Genomic DNA, 22,796 nt, shown 5'->3' with positions numbered 1-22,796 from the left:
ATCTTCTGCTAATAAGAGAAATCAGCTTGTTTGACCGCATAATATCGGCTTCCTTCCACTTCATCCGGACTTCCTCCGGCATATCCAACCATTTTCATCACCCCAGGCAGAAACCACAATCTCATTCCGACTTTAACTTCGCCAGAAGCATAGGTCGCCCGTTCCGCTGGATTAATCCCCGTATTGAAACGGATCAGTGCCAGCATTCGAGACATTTTCTTCTGATTATTGCTGTGAATGAGCAGGAAAAGCCGCAAGTAATCCCGATATGTAATCTTCATTTTCATATAGCTGGACAGTTCCACCGATCCTGTCTCACAAAGGGTAATCATATCGGCTATAGCCATTTCAATGCCGTAGAGCAGTGCTGCAGCAAGCACGAGCAGCGGATGACCAAGGCCGCTGTTCTTGACCAGTCCTTCCATCGTACGAATCGCAAGCCTGGAAGCGAAGATTTCCGCATAAGCTGCCGAGACATTTCCCACCGGATTATGAAATCCATACAATATGTATTCCAGCTCTTGATTTTTGACACCTAATTGGTCAACCACAGCATCTCCCAGACCCGCCTGTGGATCCTTAGCCGCTTCCTTCAGGCTGCTGATATCAAAATGTTTGAAATACAGTGCGGCATACTCATTTTGAAGCAGCTCATCTTTGAGTCCCGACATCATACCTCCCATTGCACCATACAATCCGTCCATATCTTTCATCGCCGACTTCCCTGCATCATATGGATCATTGTCCAGATCGGCACCCTGATAGCCCCCATCGATCAGTTGCTTATTAAACGCCATGCTTTCATCATAATAGGATTGCAGTGTTTTATATTCCTCCATATATTCCTTTGCCTTTTTATCCAGCTCGTTGATCCGCTCCAGAATATTGGCTGCATCCTTTAATTTGGCCTTACCCTGCTGCTCTTTTTCTTTGCGTTCTTTATCCGAGGCGCGATGCTGCTCGAGCTGAGCTGCTTCTTGGTCCAGCTTGTTAGCGTTGCCCGATTCAGCGTACGTACGAGAATAAGAATCTATGATGCCGCGGGCCGAAATGACCGCATTTTTCATGCTGCTGGAACTGCCGTTTAATCCGGCTGACTCTGCGAGCACGGACATCGCCCCTGAGATGCTGCGGTCTGCCTTGCTGAATTCATCCTGTTGACGGTCAATCTCGTTTTTCAAGTCGTTCAGCAGACTTTCGGACAGCAGCAGCTTCTCGGTTTGTCCCCGCAGCCCTCGGATCGTACTTGAGTCATCCCCGTTTGTATCCGCCGCTGTCCCTGGAATACTTCCGCCGGAAACCTCATCATAACCTGCGCTTTCCGTACGGCTTTCCGATGCTGCTATGACCTGCTTCATCCGCTCATTTTGATCAACAGCTTCCTGCCAGGCTTGATGTGCCTCCTGCAGGAGTTTGCTATGGCTTTGTCCGGCCGAGCTTTGTTTGCTCCCAAGCCTGGATAATACATCTGCCGAGTCGGTTAAATAATCATCTATCTCATCACTGTACTGGGAATCCTCATCCTCATCCCGGTTCGCATCCTCATTGGCTTTGGTAACATAATCATCATATTGGGCTGCGATCCCCGCGGCGGTAGTTACGCGTGAAGAACCGAGGGATTCATTGGATATTGAGGTCGAATACAGCCCCATTAGTATCCCGGGGATGCCGCTAGTGCTTTGTGCAGCCTTCTTCTGTTTGGTCAGCATCTGATCCAGTGCCGCTTCCCGCTTGTCATAAAGCTTTTGCAGCTTTCTCAGTACATCCACCGTGTCGGAAGCCTCCTTCATGGAGGAAGATAAGGGCTTAAACTTGCCCAGAATCTCCAGGGTAAAGTCAATGGGTGCCTTGTACTTCATTTCTTCACCGATCTCACGGTTGAAAATATCGTATTCTCCCAGCATCCTGTCCATTGTCAAACCGGAGCTGTCCAGCTCAATGGGCATGACATCAAATTTGTCGCTCCGTACCCCCTTATCCATACTGCTGTTCAGTACTCCCGCCATAATCTGGTCACCGCTTTGCTCCCCATAGGCAAATAGGCCGTACCGCTCCTGAAGCTCTTGATCATAGGATGACATAACAGAACGAACCGCAGCATGCACCAGACGCTCGCTCTGGACCTTCATGGCGGCAATGCGGGCATAATCAATAAAAAGAGCTACAAAAGTGAATATAAAGGCCAGTATCATAATTAAAAAAACGGAAACCGATCCGTTTTCCGACCGTCTTTTAGCGAACACCATCGTTCCCCCTCTTCAGAATCCCTCTACCTGCCTGAAGACTTGAATTTTTCCAGTACCTGTTTGGCGCTGCCCTGATCGGTTTTTCCATCTTGTCCGGAGCCTTTAAATTTCGAACCGTAATATCTCATCAAGTCCACCGTCCGGATAAACTCCACAGGCTCCACTACAATGGAATTGGCACGGGTATCCACATTCGAACCGCCCTCCAGCATGACATTCAGCGGCGGCAGGGAAAGCATGCGGGTTAGATTCACGGTGACCTTTCGCTGTAGAATCGTGTTCTGATAACTGATTTCACCTTTCATTTCCGCAGGAACCATGCTTCCGGACTTACTCATTTTAATGATCGGAAGCGCACCCCCTCCGCCTTCAGCTTCTGGCAATGCCACCGTCTGCTTTTTATCCGTTAAACCGCTCCAGCCAAACAATGAGCCAAGCATCCCGTCATCACTCAGCCTCCAGTACAATGAATCGTATTGGCCTTTGGCTACTGCGCCAGTGGCTGCTTCCTTATGGCTGTTGTCCCAGCTGTATGCGGATCGTTCGGCAACGGCTGAAGCTGTCTGATGCAGAAAGCTCTGTTGGTAAATATACAAGCAAAAAAACATCAACGTGATCGTGACAAGCAGGACGATGGGAAGTACGAAGGAAGCTTCGACGGTGAAGCTCCCCCCGGTGTTTTTTATTAAGCGATTAATCCGAAAAAACTTCATCGCTCTTTTTATCCACTTTATTTAGTAATCTTTCAACGATCCGGAGAAGCTCCTTTCTAAATAGCAAAGCAATGATTATAATAACTGCGATTATCAAAATCATTTCCAGCATCCCCAGCCCGTCTTCCTGCTTCCAAAAGGCCTTTGCCTTGCCCCAAGCCAACGTCAACATATCCTTCATCCTCCTACATATTCATCATCATAAATGCGGGCGTTCCTACTAGCACAATAACAATTACAAAGATAACAACCATCGGAAAGATCAGCTTGGAAGATGCCTGCTCTCCCCGTGTACGCGTAATTGCCTTCCGTTTCTCCCACAGCACTCGGGACAAATCAGTCAAAGCCATGACAAAATCATTCCCGCCCCGCCTGAAATTGAGCAGCACGGTCGTCATGAATATCGATACCTCCTGCACCGCGCAGCGTTTTCTAAAGTTTTCGAATGACTGCTGAAAAGAGTATCCCCCTTCCAGATCATCCGTCATCTTGATCAGCTCACGATACAGCGGATGGTTCTTCTCTTGCTTCTTTCGTTCCACACAGTGACTGATCGCTTTCTGGACCGTCTCGCCAGCTCCAACCAGAAGGATAATCTTGTTCAGCAGTTCAGGCAGCTCTATCAGGATGTCATGATCCCGCTTCTGCACCTTGCTGTGCATATCCTTGATCATGGCTGCAGGCAGCAGTATACCTAAAACAACGCCAATCACCAGCCCGGTGTTCTCTCCCATAGCCAACGTCAACAGACAGCCCATCATGAGCAGAAGCCAGCTGTAGCACATCATTTCACCGACGTATAAAAGTGTTTTTTCAGCGCTTTGACGCTGTCCGTTCAGTTTTTGCACCGAGCGCTGGATCTTGAAGAAGAATAGCGGAAACCGGGATGTGACCTTTAACCGGTCAAGAATATACAGCATAGGAGGAACCAGCGCTTTAAGCCTGAGTCCTTCCATTTGGAGTTTGGCAATACTCCGATATTTTGCGCCGCCAATCTGGTTCAGCACCACCCAACCTCCCGCCAGCAGAACCAGTACCAAGGCAGCCAACAGCTTCATACCCTCACCCCGCTTAAATTTTGATGTTCATCATTTTGATAATCCATAACAAACAGCCTATAAGCCCTAGCAAAGCAAAGGTTGAAATGATCATGCCCATGCCGCTGAACATCGGTTTCATATAGTCAGCTGAAGTAAGATTCATAAATACCAGCATGAGAATGGGGGCCGCCAGAAGCGCCTTCGATTCAAATTTCTTCTGGGCTACGAGAACAGCGATTTCTTGCTGGATGTCCAGCTTCTCGCCAATAATGGAAGAAGTCCTCCGGATAACCTCCACCAAATCTCCGCCCGTCCTCTTGCAGGTCGTAAAAACATCCGCAAAATTCGTGATATCCTCCATACATGCCCTGCGGCTGAAATCATGCAGCGCATCTTCAATCGGCTCCCCGTACTCCATGCGCGCACAAATAATGGATAGCTCTGTGATCAGATCATTCTCTGCATCCGGATCCAGCAAGCGCAAATCCTGAATTGCTTCCCGGAAGCCATTCTCTACAGACCGTCCAGCTGACAATGAGGAAGATAAAGAATAGAGAGCCTGCTTAAAATGCAGGTTCAATGCCATACGTCTGCGTTCCAGCATATACTTCCTCCAGAACCGGGGGACAAGCAGGCCCCCAAAGGATAAAAGAAATGCAACGATCCATTGATGATAAAAAAGATATCCAATACCTAAAAAGAGAGCCGCTCCGGCAGCAATGCACATCAGCCGCTGAAACCCGCTTAAAACATACACGCTGTAATCGGGCAGCTGCCTCTTTCCATCCGGCTTTGCCTTTTTGCCCTGAAAGCTTCGCTGCGACAGCCTGCGGCCCCGGACATCTGCTCCCCGAATGTCAGAGCTCTTCCGGTCCAAAGCCGATTGTTCTAACTTCATACGGCCGCCTCCTTCACCAATACAGGCACCTCATATCCGATTCCGGCCATCCGCAGCTTATCCTGATTCAGCAATAATCCCTCTGGCTCAAGCTGTCCGGTAACCATGCCATCCTTTTCTCCTGTTTCCCTGAATTTGTAGAGCGGATGAAGAATGACCTCCCCATTCTCCATTCCGATCACTTCACTAATCTCCACTACACGCCGTGATCTGTCCCTCAATCTGGTTAAATGGACAAAAATATCAATAGCCGAACTGATTTGCTGACGGACAACCGCTATCGGCAGCTCCGCTCCACTTAGCACCATCGTCTCCAATCGGCTGATCATATCGCGGGTGCTGTTCGCGTGCCCCGTTGACAAGGAGCCGTCATGGCCAGTGTTCATCGCCTGAAACACATTTATATAATAGGTTTTAAAAAGAAGAGCGACTTAATATGACCATGTTCCATCTACCCATATTATGTTTGTTGAAGGTTTCGTTAAACAAAGCCATTATTCGTAACCTGCTTCCGTTTTAACCTAGATTCAAACGAATGCTGATCAAATAGCAGCCGCTATCTTCAGTAAAAATTACGAGATCATTACCACTTATCCTGAAGAATATCACTCGATTCAATTTGGTTAGCAAAGCATATTAATAAGATGTTGAGGTAAAATATGGCGTATTTATTGCCTTTTTGCGAAATACAGTATATAGAAACAGCCATGTGGAAAAACCCACATGGCTACTTTGCCTTTTACTTGCATGTTCATAAGATTTTCCTCATCGACACGCATTTTTTTCTGTTTCCTTAACATCCATTTATTGGGCTAACAACTTGCCTTTTTGCGACTCGAATTCTTCCTTTGTAAGAATCCCATTTTTATGTAGTTCAACCAGTTTAGTTAATTCATCAGCAAGCGAATTTTTTTGGTCAAAGATTTTTGGGTTAGAAGGATTATCTTCTTCATCAGCTTGCTTCATTAATACACTGATTAGTCCTTGCCAATAATCTGCTTGTTTTGATGCTTTTCTAAATGCTTCATCTTCTTTACTTACTCCATTTTGATCGTCTAAGAAGGTCACAGTTTGAACAGGATGTTTTGTGTCATTAATTGTTATTTTCAATTCCACCTTTTTGATTATGTTACTGGTTTTCGTCTTACCTGATAATCCTCCAATAACTGCGCCTACTCCACCAGCTAGTATAGAACCCACTATTGCACCACCTAATTGGCTCTTTCTGGATGTAATTGTCTCTTGGATGTTATCAATTAATACTTGGCTCTCTAATAAGTCCTTATAACCCACTACCTTTGTTACTGAGTTATCAATGATACATATCTTTTTGTTTATATCATCAAAAGCAATTCCAGCGATTTTTCTACTACCAGAAACATAAGAATTGGACTTATTAAAATTCGGAATATCTTGCAACAAGACATTTACCGAAGCCTTTCTATTTTGATGCTCATTTCGTTCAACGTCCTGTTGCTTATCTTTTACAAATGTAACAAGCAACACGATACCAATAAACAATAATAGCAGCACGCCTATTATTTGAGATATTAAGAATGCTCCAACTGCTATTCCTAAAAAAATGCAACAGAAAATAACTAATGAAATCGGAACTTTACGCCCATTACGATTCGCACTTAGCTTCGCTATAGTTCCAACATTACCACATGGACATTTCAGTGCAGGTGATAGATTGTATCCCTTTGAAGTCTTAATCCAATTGTCCTGCTCCACAGTGTGTTGCTTACCACAGGATTTGCATGCAACCACGATAAAATCATTCTGTTCTCTTACTAATCTCATGTCTCTTCCCCCAAATGTGAAGCTTCTAGTTCTAGCACACAAAACATTATCACAAACTTATGTAAATATAAACCATTTTGTTGAATTATCGATCTGTTGATAGTTAGATTACAATCTGATAATTGTTCAGAAAGAAGGTGTTTCTTCTGAACAATAGGAATCCTGACCTTAAGCCAATATTAGGTAAGCTTATAAAATCACTACGACTCAAACACAATATTTCTCAGGAGGATTTGGCTGGATTATGTGATGTAGATCGCAGTTATATCTCACTTGTTGAGCGAGGACAGAACGAACCATCAGTAAGTAAAATATTTGAAATATGCAATGGACTTAAGATAAAACCTTCTGACTTCTTTCGTTTAGTAGAGATAGAATGTGGAAAGTTGAAAGATAAGTAATAGGGAGAATGACCAAGTAAAATTCATTTCACCACTACTCTTACCTACATACAAGCACCAACCGCCCAGAGAAGAATTCTGGGTGAGTCATTTCCTTGTGATTTTTGGAATTATTATTGACTTCGCATTCTATGCCGCCGCCTTAAGTGTGATGTTCTGTCGTAAGTAATACGAACCACCAACCACCTTCACGATATCATCATTGTAATCAGTGATAACATATACCTCTTCAAACACTCCACCTACCCATACCTCTACCTTCTGTTGGAAATAGATACAGTTCTGTAGATCAACGTCTGTTCGAATCTCTCTACCCTTCATTACCTATTCACTCTCCCTCTTAAAAGCAAAAAAAGCACCACTAAATCAAGGACAGTTCCAGTCCAAAAGTTAGCGATACTTTCGCTTTTTTTTATCTTACTAACATTAATTTACACTAAATCCAACTATCAATCAATAAGCTTTATTCTTTGCACCTGAAATCCGCCTAGCATAAAATAAAATAAATATTATATGGAATTCCCGAGTAACCGTCAACACTTTTTTTCTTGATTTTCTTTTGGTATTCGTTTACGATTCATCATGTACGTAAAGATAGTAAGCACTATATCAAACTATCAAACAAGAAAGGTGGTGATTTCGATGCCAAGCAATTCATTCTTAATGGGGTGTATTTTCACTATATTGGTATATGGAACGTTTATGCTCTTTCAAAAAATGAGAAAAAACAGGAGATGAATAGTCTTGTCAAATGATCAGCAAAAGGATGAAAATGCTACCTTCAAGGAATCTATTGAAGACAACGCTGATGCAGTACGAGAACACTCCGATTCACAACCAATGACGATCAAACCTAACGACGAACGTGCTGGCGAACATGAATGGACAGAACTTCACGATGAACTTTATCGCTCTGAGGTCAAGAAGTTTATGGAAAGCTTGTTTAAACCGCGCTCGGAGGAAAGTAAGGCTAAAGCTAAACGTGCTAAAGAATTTCTGCGAAAAGCAAGGGACAATTCTTCTGAAGGAAATACCTAATCACAATAAACAAACCTTGGATGGGCTGAAAACTAGGTAGGCAAAACATAGATTCCAATATAAATAGGAGCGACTATATGAATTCAAGCGAAGATAATCACAAAAGGATTGCATTTCCTATTTCTTTTAGAAAGCGTGACGGCGATCTAGCTACTGTCTTCTCCATTTTTGCTTCTGAGAAGGGTGACAGGTCTGAATATGCTAGACAGCTTATGCGTGATGGGTTAAGGTATAGAATCGAAAAGGGCATCCCATTGGATGCAACTTTTATGAATAATATCCACGAATATAGTGAATACGAGGAGGAAATTAGGATGAAGTTGCAGAAATTGAACCAAACTAAAAAGAATCGGCGAAATTCTCCCAGACGAATTCAGCAATATCTCGATTTAATGGTACGCCCTTATGTTGACCCACAAATCACCAAATAAAGTTAAAACACAGTCACACGATGCATCGTGGCGGCTGTCCTGGGCAAGCGTGATATAAAATAAATTATGACGATCCGATGATGTACCTTAACTTTGCTTAGAATCGTCTTTACTCTTATAAGTAGAAACCACGCCCCTGTTACCAATCAAAAAAAGCCCCCACAAAATGGAAGGCTCACCATAATTAAGCATTCTTATACTCGTCATTTACTTTTGATTTTAATACATTCAACATTTTGTTGATATAAATGCTTTCAGTTTCCCTAGTGCTTATAAGATGATTCAATAAGCCCTTCATAAATATTTATCATTCCCCCTACATATTCATCAATGAATTATTTACTTTTCTCTACAGTTTCCAACATCAGACTAACTAAAAACTATAAATCTTCAGAATGATTTACACTCAGAATAGACAAACACACTAATCTTGCTGCAAGTTCTATCTCTTTAAATTTTTCTTTATTTTGAGTAAATAATGCATTCATCTTTTTTTGATCCTTATTGGAGCCTATTACGATATTTTTAATACCATTCCAATATTTCTGATACTCTGTAAAAAAAATAAACATCATGGAAGACAATTGGTCTTGAATTAAATCGAGTCCTTCTTGTTTTGCCATAAATTCATCTATTATTTTTTGTATATTCAAATTTGCTAAAAGATTCTCAATTTCTTTATAGTTTTCTTGATCTACTTTATCAATTGTAGTAGCAGAGGTATGTACACTTATTCTTAGTGATAATTCATAAAAAATACTTGCATGCATAGTGAATCTACTAAATGATGAACTAATTTTTTTAAAAGTTCTCTTCCTACTTTGGTTTTTTTCAAGTTTAAAAGCAACTAGAACACCAACTAAGGTCATCCCTCCACTTATTATTCCACTTACAATACTTCCCCAGAATCCAATTACTGCCGCATCCTTAGTTATTAATTTTGGATACAAAAAATTTAAGATGATAATCAATCCAATACCAAAAAAAACTCCAGTCAGCTTCCAAGTTGGAGGAATGACTTCTTTTTTATCCTCTTGAAATTGAAAATCTTCCTGTTTCAAACTACCAGTACCATCAAAATTCACACTTATCCACCCTCTTTAATAATATCAAACTATGTTTTTCTACTAATTACTTTATGAGAATATTTAATATTTCGACAATATTCCATATTCGCCTTCTTTAAAAATAAAAATCATCGTATTTCCAACCTCGTCTTGAAGTTGTATCCCTACTCTTCATTTCAGCAAGAATATCAGATATAATTCAATTATTACTTGTAAATTAATGGAAGGGTGTTTTGATGAAGAAATACATATTTATAGTTCTTTTCTTTATTCTCGTAATTGCTGCAATTACTGTCCCTGATAAGCAGCAGTATACTGAATGGATAAAGGATCAAGTAAAGAAAGAAAGTAACGATTCACTGATAAACTTCGGGGTAGATTTACTTGGTTCTTCAATTATTAGTAGTGCTACAACTTGTAAAAACTATGTGTTTGTGAGTTATTGTAATACAAAACTAATTGACTCCAATACAATCTCAGCAATTGGTATATTCCATAATTATTTTGGATTTAACAGCCAATAAAAATAAATATATTTTAAGTTAGAATTTCAAGCACCAAAATTTAAACTTGGTGCCTTTTTTTATTTCTTGTCGATCTGCTGAAGTGCCTTCATCTTTTTACAAATATAATTCCTTTGGTTAGGTAATTACTATCCCCCCTTATCCCCGAAAAGAAAAAGAAGCCCTTATTAGAAGGCTTCATAGCGGATTTACGTTTCGCTAAATCTCTATAGAGTGTTGGCTTCGAAACACCAATCAGTTTTCCTATCTCCATTAGTGTACTGCATTACCTCATGTAATTTGGTTGTGATTGGTTGTTTGCTGTACTTTGTTTTTTGATTATAGAAGTATCCATATCATTTTGCTAACGTTAATTTTATCAAATTAAATATCGTGCATACAAATTCAAAAAAATGCATAAATTTCTGTGCATCTTTGCTTGAAAAACGTTAATGTCCCATAAGACCAATTATGCGACACATCTGGACTATGAAATTTCCACGTGTATAAGATTGAACAAAAAATTTTATGCACATATTTATTCAGTAGATATCAATAAAGCCTATCTTAAATGCTTAAGCTTTATCATAATATTTATTATTTTTTCTGCGCTTTGCTTACATTTTTCCTCTGCATCAAAATAACTTTTCGATTTAGATATTAATCTCTTCTATTGTCACTGTTGGGGGAAAAGTAGCATGGTTCCTCCCAAATGGATTTAAGAAAGCAATGTGCCTTAAGGAAGAACTTTATTAGGAAACAAGACTAACAAAGAGTCAAAGGAACTACTTTTCTGTCAGTTAGATTCAATACCTTACACTATTTTTGTTTATTTTCAAACATCTATAAAAAAATTGTATATTCCTGTAACATCGCTTTCCAAAATTATGATATTATTGGTTCGAGTCCCTGACTTTTGCACTATAGACGTAAAACTCTATTGTGGACTCCTTAGGGAGTGTGCCTAATCAAAGGTTTTCAACCTACCGTATAGGGGAACCTATGCTGTGACCTGCTTACAGGTAATTATCGTATCTTTCAGGGACTCACTAATTAATTTAAGAATGGAAAAAATTACGATGACAACTTCAATACAACTCCTACAGGAAAAATTTACAGTTGAACATTTAAATACTATTTACACCGATAAAGTACAAATCAAAGCAACCCCAGGTCTGGATAAAATAAACGTTTCCAATTTTAATACCGACGAACATATAAATGTAATTTCCCACAAGGTCACTTCGGGTAAATATAAATTCACTCCTTACAAAGAAAAACTTCTCTCTAAAGGAAGAGGAAAAAATCCTCGTGTCATTTCAATCCCAACGTTACGTGACAAAATCACGTTAGCTGCTTTAAACGAAATTCTCACTGCATTGTATTTGAATGATGTTTCAGCAAAAATTTCTACTACAATTGTCCAAGAGATGAAAGCGGCAATCACGTCAAATTCTTATGATTATTTTATTAAAATTGACGTGAAGGCTTTTTATGATTCAATTGACCATAACATCCTACTTAATAAGGTAAGAAAAAAGATTAAGAACAATGAACTTCTTAATTTAATCAAAAGTGCAGTAGAGACTCCTACAGTTTCAACAACCTCAAAGAAGTATCCAAAAAATACCGTGGGTGTTCCCCAAGGAATTTCGATTTCAAATATATTAGCAAATATATACCTTAACGAAATTGACAAGAAATTTGCTAAATATAAAGACGTAGCTTATTTTCGTTACGTTGACGATATTTTGATCCTTTGCACAAAGAAAAAACATAAAATTGTTAAAAAGTCCATAGTTAACGATATCAACAAATTAAAGCTTTCTACAAACGAAAAGGAAGATGAAGGTAACTTAACTAAAGGGTTTGATTACTTAGGTTACCAATATAAGGAGATTTCCCAAGGTAAATTTGGATTCACTGTAAAAGACAAAAACTACCAAAAGTTAAAAGATTCTTTACTTAGAATCATCACCACCTATAAGAACAATAAAAAAAGTGAGTTGTTTATTTGGGATATTAACTTAAGAATCACTGGTTTTATTATTGATAAAACTAAATATGGTTGGATTTTCTTTTATTCACAGATGGATGATATCTCAAAATTATATGAACTCGATTGGCTTGTAATAAAAGTCTGTAATGATGCTGGAATTGATCCTAGTCTTTCGCAACATATTAAAAAATTTGTTCGTGCTTATCACGAAATTACTAAGAGAAAAAGCCAGAATAGTTATATTCCAAGAATCGAAAACTTTACTCTGAGCGATAAAAAGATAAAACTTGTCGAGGTTTATGGTTTTACACAACAAGAAATAGACGGAAAATCTGACAAGGAAATCCATACATTATTTAAGAAAAAAATGTATCAATCAGTAAGAGAACTTGAAAAAGACGTACAACAGATTTCATAAGGGGAAACTGATGAACATACAAACTGATGTTGAAAGATTAAGTAACAGGATTTGGATTACAAAAAAAAGTCGTATGGAATCTGAAGCTAGATTAAAGAAAAACAACACATTAGCTAATACATTAGTTGCGTACTATACTTTTTTTGTCTTAGGTTTTTCAATATGGTCATTAATTCTGAATGCCAGTGAAAAATCAACAATCATTATTAATGTCGCTGCTGTAATTGCTTCAGTTGGATTATTTGGACTCTCTCTATTGATTGCCAATTTTAACTTTAGTGATAGAGCCAATCAATTTAAACAGTCATATCTAAGCTTGGACGAGTTAGAACATAGTGCTACACATTTTGTCCGTTCTTTGCCTACTGATCAAACTCAAATTACTCAATCGCATTATGATGAACTCTACGAAATGGAAAAGTCATATAATAACATCCTTTCAAAAACTGAGAACCATGCCAAAACTGATTATGTAAAGATGTTAATTGATAGTAACAAACAAGATCGTCTGTCCGTTAATATGATATTTTATTATTATTTGCATAAATTATCCTTTAATCTATTCATTTCCGTTTTATACTTAATTCCCATAGTTACAGTAGTTTGGATTTTTATAACTTTGTGACTCCAGAGGGTATTTACAAAAACAACGATGGTCGCATCTACTGCTATATTCATCAATGATAAACATAAAAAAGAAAGTGATGTGTTTTTCCTATGCAAAGAATACCTAGCATCGATCAGTACCTCATCTCCACATGCCTGTTCATCATTGACGAGTTTAATCTCCAATTCAAGTATGTGGAAAAGGAACAACTCAAGCGAATTTCAAATGAAGAGTTCAATGAAGCTGACCTGGCATTTAGAATTGGAATGCCATTCAGGCATATGGCTTATTTCGAGAACAAAGAAAAAAAGGGTGAACTTCCTAGAACTGATATCTTTATCAAAGAAAAAGACTTCAGAATAGAACTCAAGTTCTTACGGAACTTCTTATCCTCTAATAAAACAAGCACCTCTAATAGTCTTCCTTGGATTCAGCTAAAAGGCGACTTTGATTGGCTTGTTAACGATATAAAAACTGGTAAGAAACATAAAAGCGCATTGATATTAGGATGGTTCAATTCATTTGATTACTTTTCACAGATAATTCAACTTGGAACAGGAAGAGGACAGTCCCCTCTCTATGATCAAAGCAAAGTAGATTACTTTCCTTTCCTTCTGAAAAATGGATCGAAAACCAAAGACTTAGAAATATCTTACGATGTGGCTTATCAATCACAGCAGGTGCTTTCTCCTGATGTCAGAGGTCATAAGCTTGAATGTATGCTGATAGGAAAAGCTGAAGATAAATTTAACATTGCATTATACTATTAGGTTGGTTCTACATCATTATAATACATATGACTGTGGAGGATGATTTATTGAAGGATTTCTTTAAACACCCTATTGTTGCAGGGACAATAACAGCTTTTATCACATTGGCAATAACAACTCCGATTGTCGCATATACTAGGTCAATTTCATTTTCAAAATCTTTGAAAGCAATATGGGATTGGATTGTAGAAACACTAACTTTCGGTATTCCGCTCTGGATTATTTTACTGATTATCGTTATTATTTTGACTGCGAGACGAATATTCCGTTCCAGTCCAGAAAGTAAACCTGAATTTTTAAATTACACTAATGACGTAATTGAAGGAATCAAGTGGGAGTGGAGTTTCTATACGTACGGAGGAAAGTATGACTTTAACGCCAATACCCCTATACCAATATGTAAAAATTGTAATGGCTATTTAGTGCTGGACTACGATGACTATCATAATTTGAAACTCAGATGTGAAAACTGTACATATAAAAAACAATTGTCAGAATGGGAGTTTTCAGACTATCAGAATAAAATTAAACGTGAGATTATGAGGAGAATTAGAACAAATAGTTGGAAGAAAGAATCAATTTAGTTGAAACACTGGCTACATCCATCCATAAAAACTCGGATTTCATATATAGCACATACCACTGGCTAAGAACCAATGGAATTGTGCTTTTTTATTTGATTTTTATGCGACAGAATCAAGGTAAACCTAACGAGTACATTTGCTTGTGGCAAACTACTGAGAAAAAATGCTACTCTTCTTAATGAAGTAACAGTACAACGAATTTTGACACCTAATGACTTGCGTACAGGTACTGATTTACGACAAAAATGAATCAATTTCGAGAGAACATCGTATTAGGAGATAAAAGCATTACAAAAAGAGGGGATTCTATGGACTATATGTCGAGCAACAGAATGAAGTTCATCTTGATATCTATAATAATTGTTTCTCTGATGGCTTTGTTGGTTCTTACATATTTTTTGTTAAAGAAGGAAGATACTCGTACTACCTCATACTCATGTAACGAATTACTAACTTTTTCTAAGCAGACACTATTAAAAGATAGAAAGATTAGCGTATTATCGGCTACGAGTTTAGAAGAAAATCTAAGTCTGTCTTCTCTAATTTCTGAAGTAATTCCTTCTCAAATGAGAGTCACAAAACTAGTCAATGAGTCGAGTAATGTGGTTGCATTAGCTAATCAAATGAAGTCAGATGTTGAAACGGATCATCTTACTATACCTAAGAATGCCTGCTATGTATCATCAAACACTAATGATATTGCCAAAATGGAGTTGTCAATTACTCAATTACCATCAACTAACGTGGCAGTTTATAATTGGGTTAAAACCTACAGGGATTATTGGGGTCGAGAGTTTAGTACAACGAATGTAGTCCTTTTTATGAATAATTATGCTATTCATGTTTCAATAAATGGTTCATCAAACGGCACTCTGAGCAATCCGTTTAAAATATTTTCAGGAATTAAAGCTAAGCTTACTGTTTATACTCTTGACAATGCTCAAGTATAGGCTTATTTGAATTAAGAGTGTCCTCATTTAACCCCCTATTAGATCATTACATAAAATTCATCTTTTATATAAGGCACATTGGGTTCCCTCGTTAGATTAATAACGAGAAAGCGCCTAATGTGCCTATTTTCATTGGTGTTCTGGCGGTAATATTGAGATCAAATAATTCCTCTAACGTAAAATGTAACAGCCAGCGATCTGCTGAAGCCTTTTTTTACCATCCCTTACACCATCAGGCTTTGTTTTCTCCATCCTCTTTCTCTCCTTCAAACTGAATGAGTTCAGATATATCCTTTATATCCAGAGCCGCAGCAATCCTCTCCAAGATCGAAATGTTTAACTCCTTCATATTATTGTTACACAAGTTCGATATTTTTGACTGTGTTACATTGGCTAGTTTCGACAACTCGTTTTGTGTTATTTTCCGTTCTTTCAATATTTGCTTAAGTTTTATTTGAAGATACATTCACGATTCCCCCTACGAAATAACTTGACAATATACCGATATCGGTATATTTTTATTTCTAGCCCCATCAGTATACATTTGCAATTCATACAATTCAACTAAAATACAGATACAAGGAGCAATGAAAAATGATATCAATTAACAATAAACCAACTACTACTAAACATGCTGACGATACAATAACTGCATATGCCTACAACGGGACAGAACGCTTAATTGTTCATAGAGGGAAAATCCTAAAGGTTCGTGACCTTACTATCACGTTTGACTTAAAACAAGCTAAGGAACACAAAGGATATAGAATAGCAAGCGGGGAAGATATTAATTGGTGGGCTTGTGTCTGTAATGATATGCCAAAAGATAAATACGTAATCTGTTCTGACGGAGTATACATATGGAAGGAGGAAAGGGAATGGGATAGCGAAGGCTTTTATATATGCTCTATGGAATATATAAAAGTGCTTTCACCACTTTAGTTTTAAGCTTTAGTCAGTCATAGAACAGTACCTATGCTCCCTACCTCTTTGTCCTTCAGAGATATCAGAAGGTGTAGGACTTACCCTGCTCTGACTTAAGTACAAATGACGAAGAACTTGGATTAAGCTAACGGGCAGAATAACGCAATACATGTGCATATAAATTGTGGTAAAATTACCCTATTAATAAACATGGGGGGAACAGCCCCTCATTATGAAGGAGGAAGAATAATGCTCACTGAATTTATCAAACAAACAACAGCGTTTCTTCAAAAAACTGATATTCGGCTACACGAAACTGAAATTCGGCAAATCATATTTGAAGATGACAAACATCTCTTAATGACAGATATGTTTGCTGATACCTACGGAATAGCCAGTATTTCAGAAAATTATATTTTAGTTGTTATTCTATTTTTCAGCGTTCTTGACGGAAAAGTTGACATGGACTTTCCACACTTAGAAGGAGAATCGTATTATAAAAAGTATAAGGAATTACCGAAGTCTATTGATGATGAAATAATACATAGTCAAATTTTCCGTATTCTCAAGGCACTACGTAATGCATCGATTCATTCCAAAACAGCGTTTGAAGTTAACGGTAATATTCTGACTTGTTCATATACAACAAAAAGAGACACACCAATCTATATAGAGATTACTACAACAGGGTTAGAACTTGTCTTTACTGTTGTTCTTCAATTACTTTCCCCAATACAAGATTACCGCAATCAAAGTCTTAGAAGGTCCTATTATGATGATATCAAGTCTCAAACAATTACATTCACAGACGAATGTGAGTCAGGTGGGTTATTGGATATTACAAATGAAATACGTTTAAAAAGAGGTGTCCGTTATCACATTAAAAATCCAACTTTTAATGTTGGAAATGATTTTGTTCAAATAACTCGTATTTATAATTTAGATGTGGAAACCCAATTATTTCAATCTTGCGATTATGAAATTCAAATAGGTGGAACTCAATATATTGTCCCATCAGAGGTTCTTGATTCTTCTAACAAAGTATCACTCGTGGAATTAACAAATTGGAAATCATAACCCACTAGCGTCATAATCAAAACTGTACCGTGAATGGATAAGTCATTACCCTAACGGGACACGATATTTCAATGACAAACAGGCTGCCAACATTGCTGGCAGCCTGTGCTGAATTGGTTGAGCTAGAAGCCCTATTCCTTAGGTGCTGAAGTGATTTCCAAGAATCTCATATACGGCTGCCCATACATGTTGAAGTACAAATCACCTATTTTCGTTTCAATTACTTTACTTTGTTTTGTTGCCTTTGCAATATTCGAATCTATCCATTCAGTTAGTTTCTTTTCTTCTACCGAATTCTTATTGAAGAAAGGGAACTTATAAGCTTGGGATGCCATTTTGTTCGTAGCTTCAACAACTTTAGAGTTCGGCTGTGCATCTGGCTTATTAAGATTTATGTAACCCGAAGCATCGACATTTATTTCAACCCATTCAATCTGATCATTATCTTTGTTATGATATATATCAAATCTGACTAAAAGCTTGTCACTTTGATATTCTGCAACATATGCATTAAGTGTTTTCAAACCTTCTTCTCGAACGACATATCCTACATCCTCTAAAGAATTCTTCATTGCGCTTGCAGAAAACTTAAATACAGGTTGCTTAGTTTCTAGTGTTTGCGACGAATCAATTGCTGTATCATTAGTTACCTCTGATCCCTTGCTATCAGAAATAGCGAAACCAACAACAATTGCTATGATGATTACTGCGATTATACTTGAAGCTTTCGTTTTCATCTGCAAGCTATACCCCACCACCTTTACATAATTAGCATCTGCAAAGAGTATTCACTCAGTAGCCTTCAAACCATCAACATACTTCTTTGAATCTGCTAGTAGCTGATTAGCTTTGCTATCAAACTCTTTTGCTTGTTGCTGTGCCTTCTTCATCTCACCAGTTGAACTATCAATTTTCGACTGCGCTTGTGCAACGGCTTGTTCAACGTCTTTTGAAGTGAATTGTACCTTTAGTGAGTCTGTTGTATTGGCTGCAACTGCGTGTTGCAACGTTGCCCAATCGGATAGAGTTGTGGTCATTAACTTCTTGATGGCTGTTATATTGTCAGTTATTTCATTAACTTTATATTCCATCGAAGTGTCATCATATTGAATAGAAGTAAGATCATATTCTACTTCTGTTAAGGCATATTGAACTTCGGTAAGCTGATAGCTATCGAACGGTTTCTTGGAAGCAAGTGACTTCATATTCTTTTGGTGTTCCTGCATTTCGTTCCAATGATTTTGGTATTCTTTAAGTACATCTTCAAAAAGGGTTGAATTTGCAAGTGACTCATTAAGCCTAGAAAGTTCATTTATGTCTCTACTTAAGTTCTTATTTGCATTTGCAACTGCTTCCTGTTGCTCTTTGACTGCCTTAGCTTGCTTTTTTATCTCTAGTTCATTTGCGTTATGCTCTTGGACTTCTCCACGAAGCTTTGAAACAGCACTATTATAATCTGCAACTTTTGCAGGCTTGAATACCATTGAATTCAAATTCCCTTCTGAATCGGGGAATACCAGGGTTAATTCATTACCCTCTAATGTTCCAGTCAGAACATTCCCATCATTAAAAGTAAGACTTACAGAATTTCCATTACGAATACCCTTGAACGGACGATTTTGACTATTCGTTTTGACCATTTGATCGCTTTTTACATAAAGAGTTTGAGTCTGACCAACAAGTTGTTTATCTAATTCAGTCCATTGAACAAACATTACTCCATCATTTGCAATCAAAAGGAAACCTTCTTGCTTTGTGTCTGCTTCATTCGGTTGTGGTGGTTGCACTGTCGGTTGCGGTTGGGACGTGATGTTAGTGGTGTTACTTATAGTAGGTACTGCTTCACTTTTTGATTCATCATCCTTACTGGCACAGGCTGTTAACAACAAAGCCGTAATACATAGTATTTGGGCTATCTTTCGCATTACTCCGCCACCTACTAATTATCATTTTTTGGTCAAAAGTATTATTTCGATAGTAGGCAAGTAAATCCTTCCAGAAAACGTACGATTACGTTAATATGTTGGCTATTGGTATTGAACATAAATAGTCTGCAATTATGGGGGGGAATGTATCACATTGTACTACAATGTATTAAGATGTATTACATTGTCACACAATCTCAGAGAGAATGTAGACAACAATGACTGTCGAAGCAAGAGTGGCGCTTGCGGCACGATAGGAGCGAAGCGACCTAGTATATAAATTAAAGCCTACCGCACAATTGCTGGCGCAATTGTTTGGTTAAAATGGTACACCTGCTATCGCAGGATGTCCCATTTTTATCTGAACCTCCTTTTGACTCAAACTACTCCCTAACTTTTCGAAAAACAGTATTCCAATTCCTACCAAACTTGCTGGATAAATAACCCCAACTCGTACTCCCTTCTATATAAAGAAAAGGAGTACGAGTTGAAGAGGGTACACTAATAGACATGTATGTTTTTGTTAGCTGCTTTAAAGTAGCCCGCTTTTTCATTAGCTTTAAAACGTCTATCATTTAGAAGTCTACTGAAGTTGCTCCTTGATAGCCCTAGTGCTTCGATAATTTCAGCTTTAGTATACTTCTCTGAAGGTAAGCATTTTAGAAACTCGATCAGGCGATCAACTTTGTCAGGCAAAACGACTTGGTTAGATACTTTTTTCTCCTTGAATCCTAGTTTCATATATTCTCTATTACTTGACCCTTTTATTTGCCCAAGTACATCATCCACAATGGCACTGTCACTGTTGACCATATAGAACTGTCCGCTAGGCATTTCGTTTCGTTGAATTCGTTTGATGCTTTGGTACAATTCAGCAGCAATGTATCCCATCTGAATTGACTTAAATTCCTTGTTCTTAAATCTACCCGAATGTATGTCTAGTGACTTTCTACCTAAGTCAGCATTATTGTAGATCATGTACTTTAACAGATATTGTTCATATGGAATGTTTGGTGTTCCGAGAATCCAGCATTGAGTGAAGTCAGAATAGTCGTTTCTACCGACTAGATTACCAAACCAGTTAATTGCGTACTCCTGATTCGTGTATTGATCATCAACACCTATTGAATTGACCTCCATACGGTGTAGTGTCAATTCAATCTTCTCAGCATTCTCCTTATGACACAAGATCAGCGTCTTATCAGCAACGCTATGACGCTCCTTTATCATCTTGCAAATCTCTGGATAAAAGTCGTCTTTATTTAGCCGCAGATTTGATTTGCTTGAATTAAAATCCACAACTGTAAACAATGAATTACCATGATCTATTATCCTTTCCTGTCCAATCACAGTGAATATATCCTTATTGTTGTACGACCCATCAATACCAGCACTAGCATCAAGAATGATATTGTTATGCAAACCCCACAAGTGATGTCTGTCATCGAACGTACTTATGTTTCCGTTATTGTAGACATTATTGTTGCTGTACCACAAGGGTAGTCCCTTTATCATCGTTTCAAGATTGTCCTTTTGAAAATCATTTGGCGTTTGAATGGCTTTGGTATTTCGATTTGCTTCCATCATACTTTTGAAATCATCTAGCACCTTTTGACGTATATTAACCCTAGTCCTGATACATGCATTAGTCTTCTTATCGAGGGCTTTCTTATCAAGTTCATTACGCAATTTCAAAGTAACATTATCCAATAGTGCCTGGAGTGAAGTATCCAGATAGGTTCTAACTTCGTCATAAAGCTTTTTCGAGAATGAGTATGTAGGGAAACTCACCTTTTCATCTATGATCATTACGTTCCTGTTTGATATAAAGCATTCCCTCAGTTCGTCGTCTAGGCAGAGATCGATGTACCGCTTATGTGTAATTACTAGGACTCTGACATCATACAATTTGTCAGACTTATGTTTCCACTCAGAAGCCCAGTTATCATTGGTGAGTCCTAGTACATTCAATTTCAATGCATGGTTATGATGGTTAAGATACGCCACCACTTCTTCTACATCTCGTCTGAAACGCTTCACTATCAAGTACCTATTGTTGTTTTCAATATCACTCAGGTTTTTTTCAACGATTCGAATCATTTCCCTACTCTTGCCGAAGCCCGCTTCGTAGTTGAACACCTTGAAACGCTCAGGCTCATTAATATTAGCATTTATTGCTTGTTCAAGTTGAATAACCTTTTCTGCATAAGCCTTCTCTTTTAATTGCTGCATTATCAATCATCTCCGTTAATTTATCTGTGAATAAGTATGTAAGTACCTGGATAAAAAAAGGACGTTATGCTTCGATAACGCCCTTCGCCAATCCCCGTAGTTTGTATTCTGCTAAGTATTCATGCAATATATCGTTTCGCTCAAACAGCCAAAATTGCTGAAGTGTTTTCTCATGTAATCCAGTGCAAATATACTTTACGCTTTTTCCAAGCTTCAAAAAGCTATATAGATTTCTGCTGTAGCAGAAAAAGTAATCACTTTGATTTTGAATTGTACTCACTTTATATCCATCCTTTCGATAAATGTTATAACAATAGGCGGTAATTTGGGGTGTTGCACTTACATTATAAAACCAGCGTACTTACTTCTATTCCACTTACCTCTGACTGAACCTGTTGATGCTTTCTAGCAACCTCAACTCCTGTATCTATATCGTAGACAATCTCATATCTATTCATTACCATGAGGTGTTTGCTCTCGTCTGTTACCTTTTGTTGTCCATCTTTTGTTTCGAGTAGGAGTCTTACCCCATTATCAGCTTCAACCATAGTCCCACGATCAACACAGTTCAAGGCGTTCTTTGGAATACCATAAATTGCAGCAATAGCGTTCTTGGCTTCTCCCATGGCGCTATAATCGATCCTGTGGTCTATTCTTGTGTCTTTGATCACATACACCTGACATTCCTTCTGTGCGCCTTCAGTGACGTTTTCCCAGTGTGGAAGCATTCTAATATTTCCCTTCTCGTAACGACACTTTGAATCAATCCTGTCCAAGGTAGGGCGATCTCTTAAATCCCTGCTCATATGATAGATATTTGATTGTTCAATCCACTCACTTCTGAAACGATCATCATTCCAGAGATCAGTAAAAAACTCTTTGACATTCTTAAAATCACAGGTTACATTAGCATACCCATCTCTTATGTAATCAAGCTGGCTTCTTCTGAGCGCAGCCTGGCATGATTTTTTTAAAAGATGTAGCGCTGGATTTTTATCATAACTTCTTTTTTGGGCAATTTTCTGATACTCAACGTTGCATTCCTTGCAATAGTTACCTCTCCCATCTTTGCTCTTTACTGAGAAGTTAAAGCATTCAATGGATAATTGTTTCTTACATCTACTACATCTCTTTGTATTCGCTTTCATTTATATTCACTCCAATCTACTT

The 22,796-nt window shown here is 38.1% G+C and carries 24 protein-coding genes and 1 pseudogene; 11 read left to right on the top strand and 14 right to left on the bottom strand.

Translation table 11 applies throughout. The features are described from left to right. Positions 1-8: 8 nt before the first annotated feature. From E6W40_RS01385 to E6W40_RS01355, 7 genes and pseudogenes are all read right to left on the bottom strand, one after another. Positions 9-2,246 carry a TadE/TadG family type IV pilus assembly protein gene (locus tag E6W40_RS01385; RefSeq protein WP_246072791.1) on the bottom strand — a complete coding sequence of 746 codons (2,238 nt, stop codon included), beginning with the start codon at positions 2,244-2,246 and terminating at the stop codon, positions 9-11. 23 nt (positions 2,247-2,269) lie between these two features. Further along, positions 2,270-2,959: a TadE/TadG family type IV pilus assembly protein gene (locus E6W40_RS01380; RefSeq protein WP_136603834.1), complete on the bottom strand. Its 690-nt coding sequence runs from the start codon at positions 2,957-2,959 to the stop codon at positions 2,270-2,272. Then, positions 2,940-3,131, bottom strand: a complete 192-nt coding sequence (locus E6W40_RS01375) for a Flp1 family type IVb pilin (RefSeq protein ID WP_136603833.1) — start codon at positions 3,129-3,131, stop codon at positions 2,940-2,942. Before E6W40_RS01375 ends, E6W40_RS01380 begins: the two co-directional genes overlap by 20 nt. A gap of 13 nt (positions 3,132-3,144) precedes the next feature. Further along, positions 3,145-4,017 (bottom strand): type II secretion system F family protein, encoded by an 873-nt coding sequence (locus E6W40_RS01370; RefSeq protein WP_136603832.1) that lies wholly within the window; start codon positions 4,015-4,017, stop codon positions 3,145-3,147. A 13-nt stretch (positions 4,018-4,030) separates the two neighbouring features. Continuing rightward, complete coding sequence (locus E6W40_RS01365) at positions 4,031-4,897, bottom strand: type II secretion system F family protein (RefSeq protein WP_136603831.1); 867 nt, start codon at positions 4,895-4,897, stop codon at positions 4,031-4,033. Further along, a pseudogene (locus E6W40_RS01360) lies at positions 4,894-5,301 on the bottom strand (ATPase, T2SS/T4P/T4SS family); the annotation flags it as partial. The gene E6W40_RS01365 and the pseudogene E6W40_RS01360, both read right to left, overlap by 4 nt. Positions 5,302-5,701: 400 nt before the next feature. Then, positions 5,702-6,700 (bottom strand): SHOCT domain-containing protein, encoded by a 999-nt coding sequence (locus E6W40_RS01355; protein WP_136603829.1) that lies wholly within the window; start codon positions 6,698-6,700, stop codon positions 5,702-5,704. 137 nt (positions 6,701-6,837) lie between these two features. Between E6W40_RS01355 and E6W40_RS01350 the strand changes: the two genes are divergently transcribed. Then, on the top strand, positions 6,838-7,101 hold the full coding sequence (locus tag E6W40_RS01350; RefSeq protein ID WP_246072789.1) for a helix-turn-helix domain-containing protein: 264 nt from the start codon (positions 6,838-6,840) through the stop codon (positions 7,099-7,101). Positions 7,102-7,230: 129 nt separating this feature from the next. Here the strand turns inward: E6W40_RS01350 and E6W40_RS01345 are convergent, their stop codons facing one another. Beyond that, positions 7,231-7,422, bottom strand: a complete 192-nt coding sequence (locus tag E6W40_RS01345) for a hypothetical protein (protein WP_136603828.1) — start codon at positions 7,420-7,422, stop codon at positions 7,231-7,233. A 423-nt stretch (positions 7,423-7,845) separates the two neighbouring features. On the opposite strand from E6W40_RS01345, the gene E6W40_RS01340 reads away from it, so the two are divergent. Both E6W40_RS01340 and E6W40_RS01335 read left to right on the top strand, forming a co-directional pair. After that, positions 7,846-8,139, top strand: coding sequence for a hypothetical protein (locus E6W40_RS01340; RefSeq protein ID WP_136603827.1), 294 nt, complete (start codon positions 7,846-7,848; stop codon positions 8,137-8,139). A gap of 77 nt (positions 8,140-8,216) precedes the next feature. Beyond that, positions 8,217-8,570, top strand: a complete 354-nt coding sequence (locus E6W40_RS01335; protein WP_136603826.1) for a hypothetical protein — start codon at positions 8,217-8,219, stop codon at positions 8,568-8,570. 380 nt (positions 8,571-8,950) lie between these two features. Here the strand turns inward: E6W40_RS01335 and E6W40_RS01330 are convergent, their stop codons facing one another. Continuing rightward, a complete protein-coding gene (locus E6W40_RS01330; protein WP_136603825.1) occupies positions 8,951-9,655 on the bottom strand; it encodes a hypothetical protein in 705 nt (234 codons plus the stop codon). Between the two features lie 218 nt (positions 9,656-9,873). Here E6W40_RS01330 and E6W40_RS01325 point away from each other — a divergent pair, with 218 nt between their 5' ends. The 6 genes from E6W40_RS01325 (at position 9,874) to E6W40_RS01300 (ending at position 15,468) form a co-directional block, all read left to right on the top strand. Then, positions 9,874-10,161 carry a hypothetical protein gene (locus E6W40_RS01325; protein ID WP_136603824.1) on the top strand — a complete coding sequence of 96 codons (288 nt, stop codon included), beginning with the start codon at positions 9,874-9,876 and terminating at the stop codon, positions 10,159-10,161. A gap of 1,058 nt (positions 10,162-11,219) precedes the next feature. Continuing rightward, on the top strand, positions 11,220-12,557 hold the full coding sequence (locus E6W40_RS01320; RefSeq protein ID WP_168928795.1) for a reverse transcriptase domain-containing protein: 1,338 nt from the start codon (positions 11,220-11,222) through the stop codon (positions 12,555-12,557). A gap of 10 nt (positions 12,558-12,567) precedes the next feature. After that, positions 12,568-13,182, top strand: a complete 615-nt coding sequence (locus E6W40_RS01315; RefSeq protein ID WP_136603822.1) for an SLATT domain-containing protein — start codon at positions 12,568-12,570, stop codon at positions 13,180-13,182. Between the two features lie 92 nt (positions 13,183-13,274). Continuing rightward, a complete protein-coding gene (locus E6W40_RS01310; protein ID WP_168928794.1) occupies positions 13,275-13,934 on the top strand; it encodes a hypothetical protein in 660 nt (219 codons plus the stop codon). A 47-nt stretch (positions 13,935-13,981) separates the two neighbouring features. Next, a complete protein-coding gene (locus E6W40_RS01305; protein ID WP_136603820.1) occupies positions 13,982-14,518 on the top strand; it encodes a hypothetical protein in 537 nt (178 codons plus the stop codon). Positions 14,519-14,826: 308 nt separating this feature from the next. Next, complete coding sequence (locus E6W40_RS01300) at positions 14,827-15,468, top strand: hypothetical protein (RefSeq protein WP_168928793.1); 642 nt, start codon at positions 14,827-14,829, stop codon at positions 15,466-15,468. A gap of 232 nt (positions 15,469-15,700) precedes the next feature. On the opposite strand, the gene E6W40_RS01295 is transcribed toward E6W40_RS01300, so the two are convergent. Continuing rightward, the gene (locus E6W40_RS01295) at positions 15,701-15,934 is read right to left on the bottom strand and encodes a helix-turn-helix domain-containing protein (RefSeq protein WP_136603818.1); all 234 of its coding nucleotides are present in this window, start codon (positions 15,932-15,934) and stop codon (positions 15,701-15,703) included. A gap of 128 nt (positions 15,935-16,062) precedes the next feature. On the opposite strand from E6W40_RS01295, the gene E6W40_RS01290 reads away from it, so the two are divergent. Together E6W40_RS01290 and E6W40_RS01285 are read left to right on the top strand one after the other, a co-directional pair. Further along, positions 16,063-16,410, top strand: a complete 348-nt coding sequence (locus tag E6W40_RS01290) for a hypothetical protein (RefSeq protein WP_136603817.1) — start codon at positions 16,063-16,065, stop codon at positions 16,408-16,410. Positions 16,411-16,641: 231 nt separating this feature from the next. After that, on the top strand, positions 16,642-17,469 hold the full coding sequence (locus tag E6W40_RS01285) for a hypothetical protein (protein WP_136603816.1): 828 nt from the start codon (positions 16,642-16,644) through the stop codon (positions 17,467-17,469). A 131-nt stretch (positions 17,470-17,600) separates the two neighbouring features. Here E6W40_RS01285 and E6W40_RS01280 read toward each other — a convergent pair whose 3' ends face one another. From E6W40_RS01280 to E6W40_RS01260, 4 genes are all read right to left on the bottom strand, one after another. Next, positions 17,601-18,206 carry a hypothetical protein gene (locus tag E6W40_RS01280; protein WP_168928792.1) on the bottom strand — a complete coding sequence of 202 codons (606 nt, stop codon included), beginning with the start codon at positions 18,204-18,206 and terminating at the stop codon, positions 17,601-17,603. A gap of 51 nt (positions 18,207-18,257) precedes the next feature. Next, the gene (locus E6W40_RS01275; RefSeq protein ID WP_136603814.1) at positions 18,258-19,394 is read right to left on the bottom strand and encodes a hypothetical protein; all 1,137 of its coding nucleotides are present in this window, start codon (positions 19,392-19,394) and stop codon (positions 18,258-18,260) included. A 501-nt stretch (positions 19,395-19,895) separates the two neighbouring features. Then, positions 19,896-21,626 carry a hypothetical protein gene (locus E6W40_RS01270; protein ID WP_136603813.1) on the bottom strand — a complete coding sequence of 577 codons (1,731 nt, stop codon included), beginning with the start codon at positions 21,624-21,626 and terminating at the stop codon, positions 19,896-19,898. Positions 21,627-21,970: 344 nt separating this feature from the next. Further along, positions 21,971-22,774, bottom strand: coding sequence for a hypothetical protein (locus E6W40_RS01260; protein ID WP_136603812.1), 804 nt, complete (start codon positions 22,772-22,774; stop codon positions 21,971-21,973). Between the last annotated feature and the right edge of the window lie 22 nt (positions 22,775-22,796).

Source organism: Paenibacillus dokdonensis, from assembly GCF_004916975.1.
In the GTDB taxonomy this organism is placed as follows: Bacteria; Bacillota; Bacilli; order Paenibacillales; family Paenibacillaceae; genus Paenibacillus_AQ; species Paenibacillus_AQ dokdonensis.
Note: the sequence above shows the minus strand (reverse complement) of the source record. Positions and strands in the feature narration are given on the sequence as shown.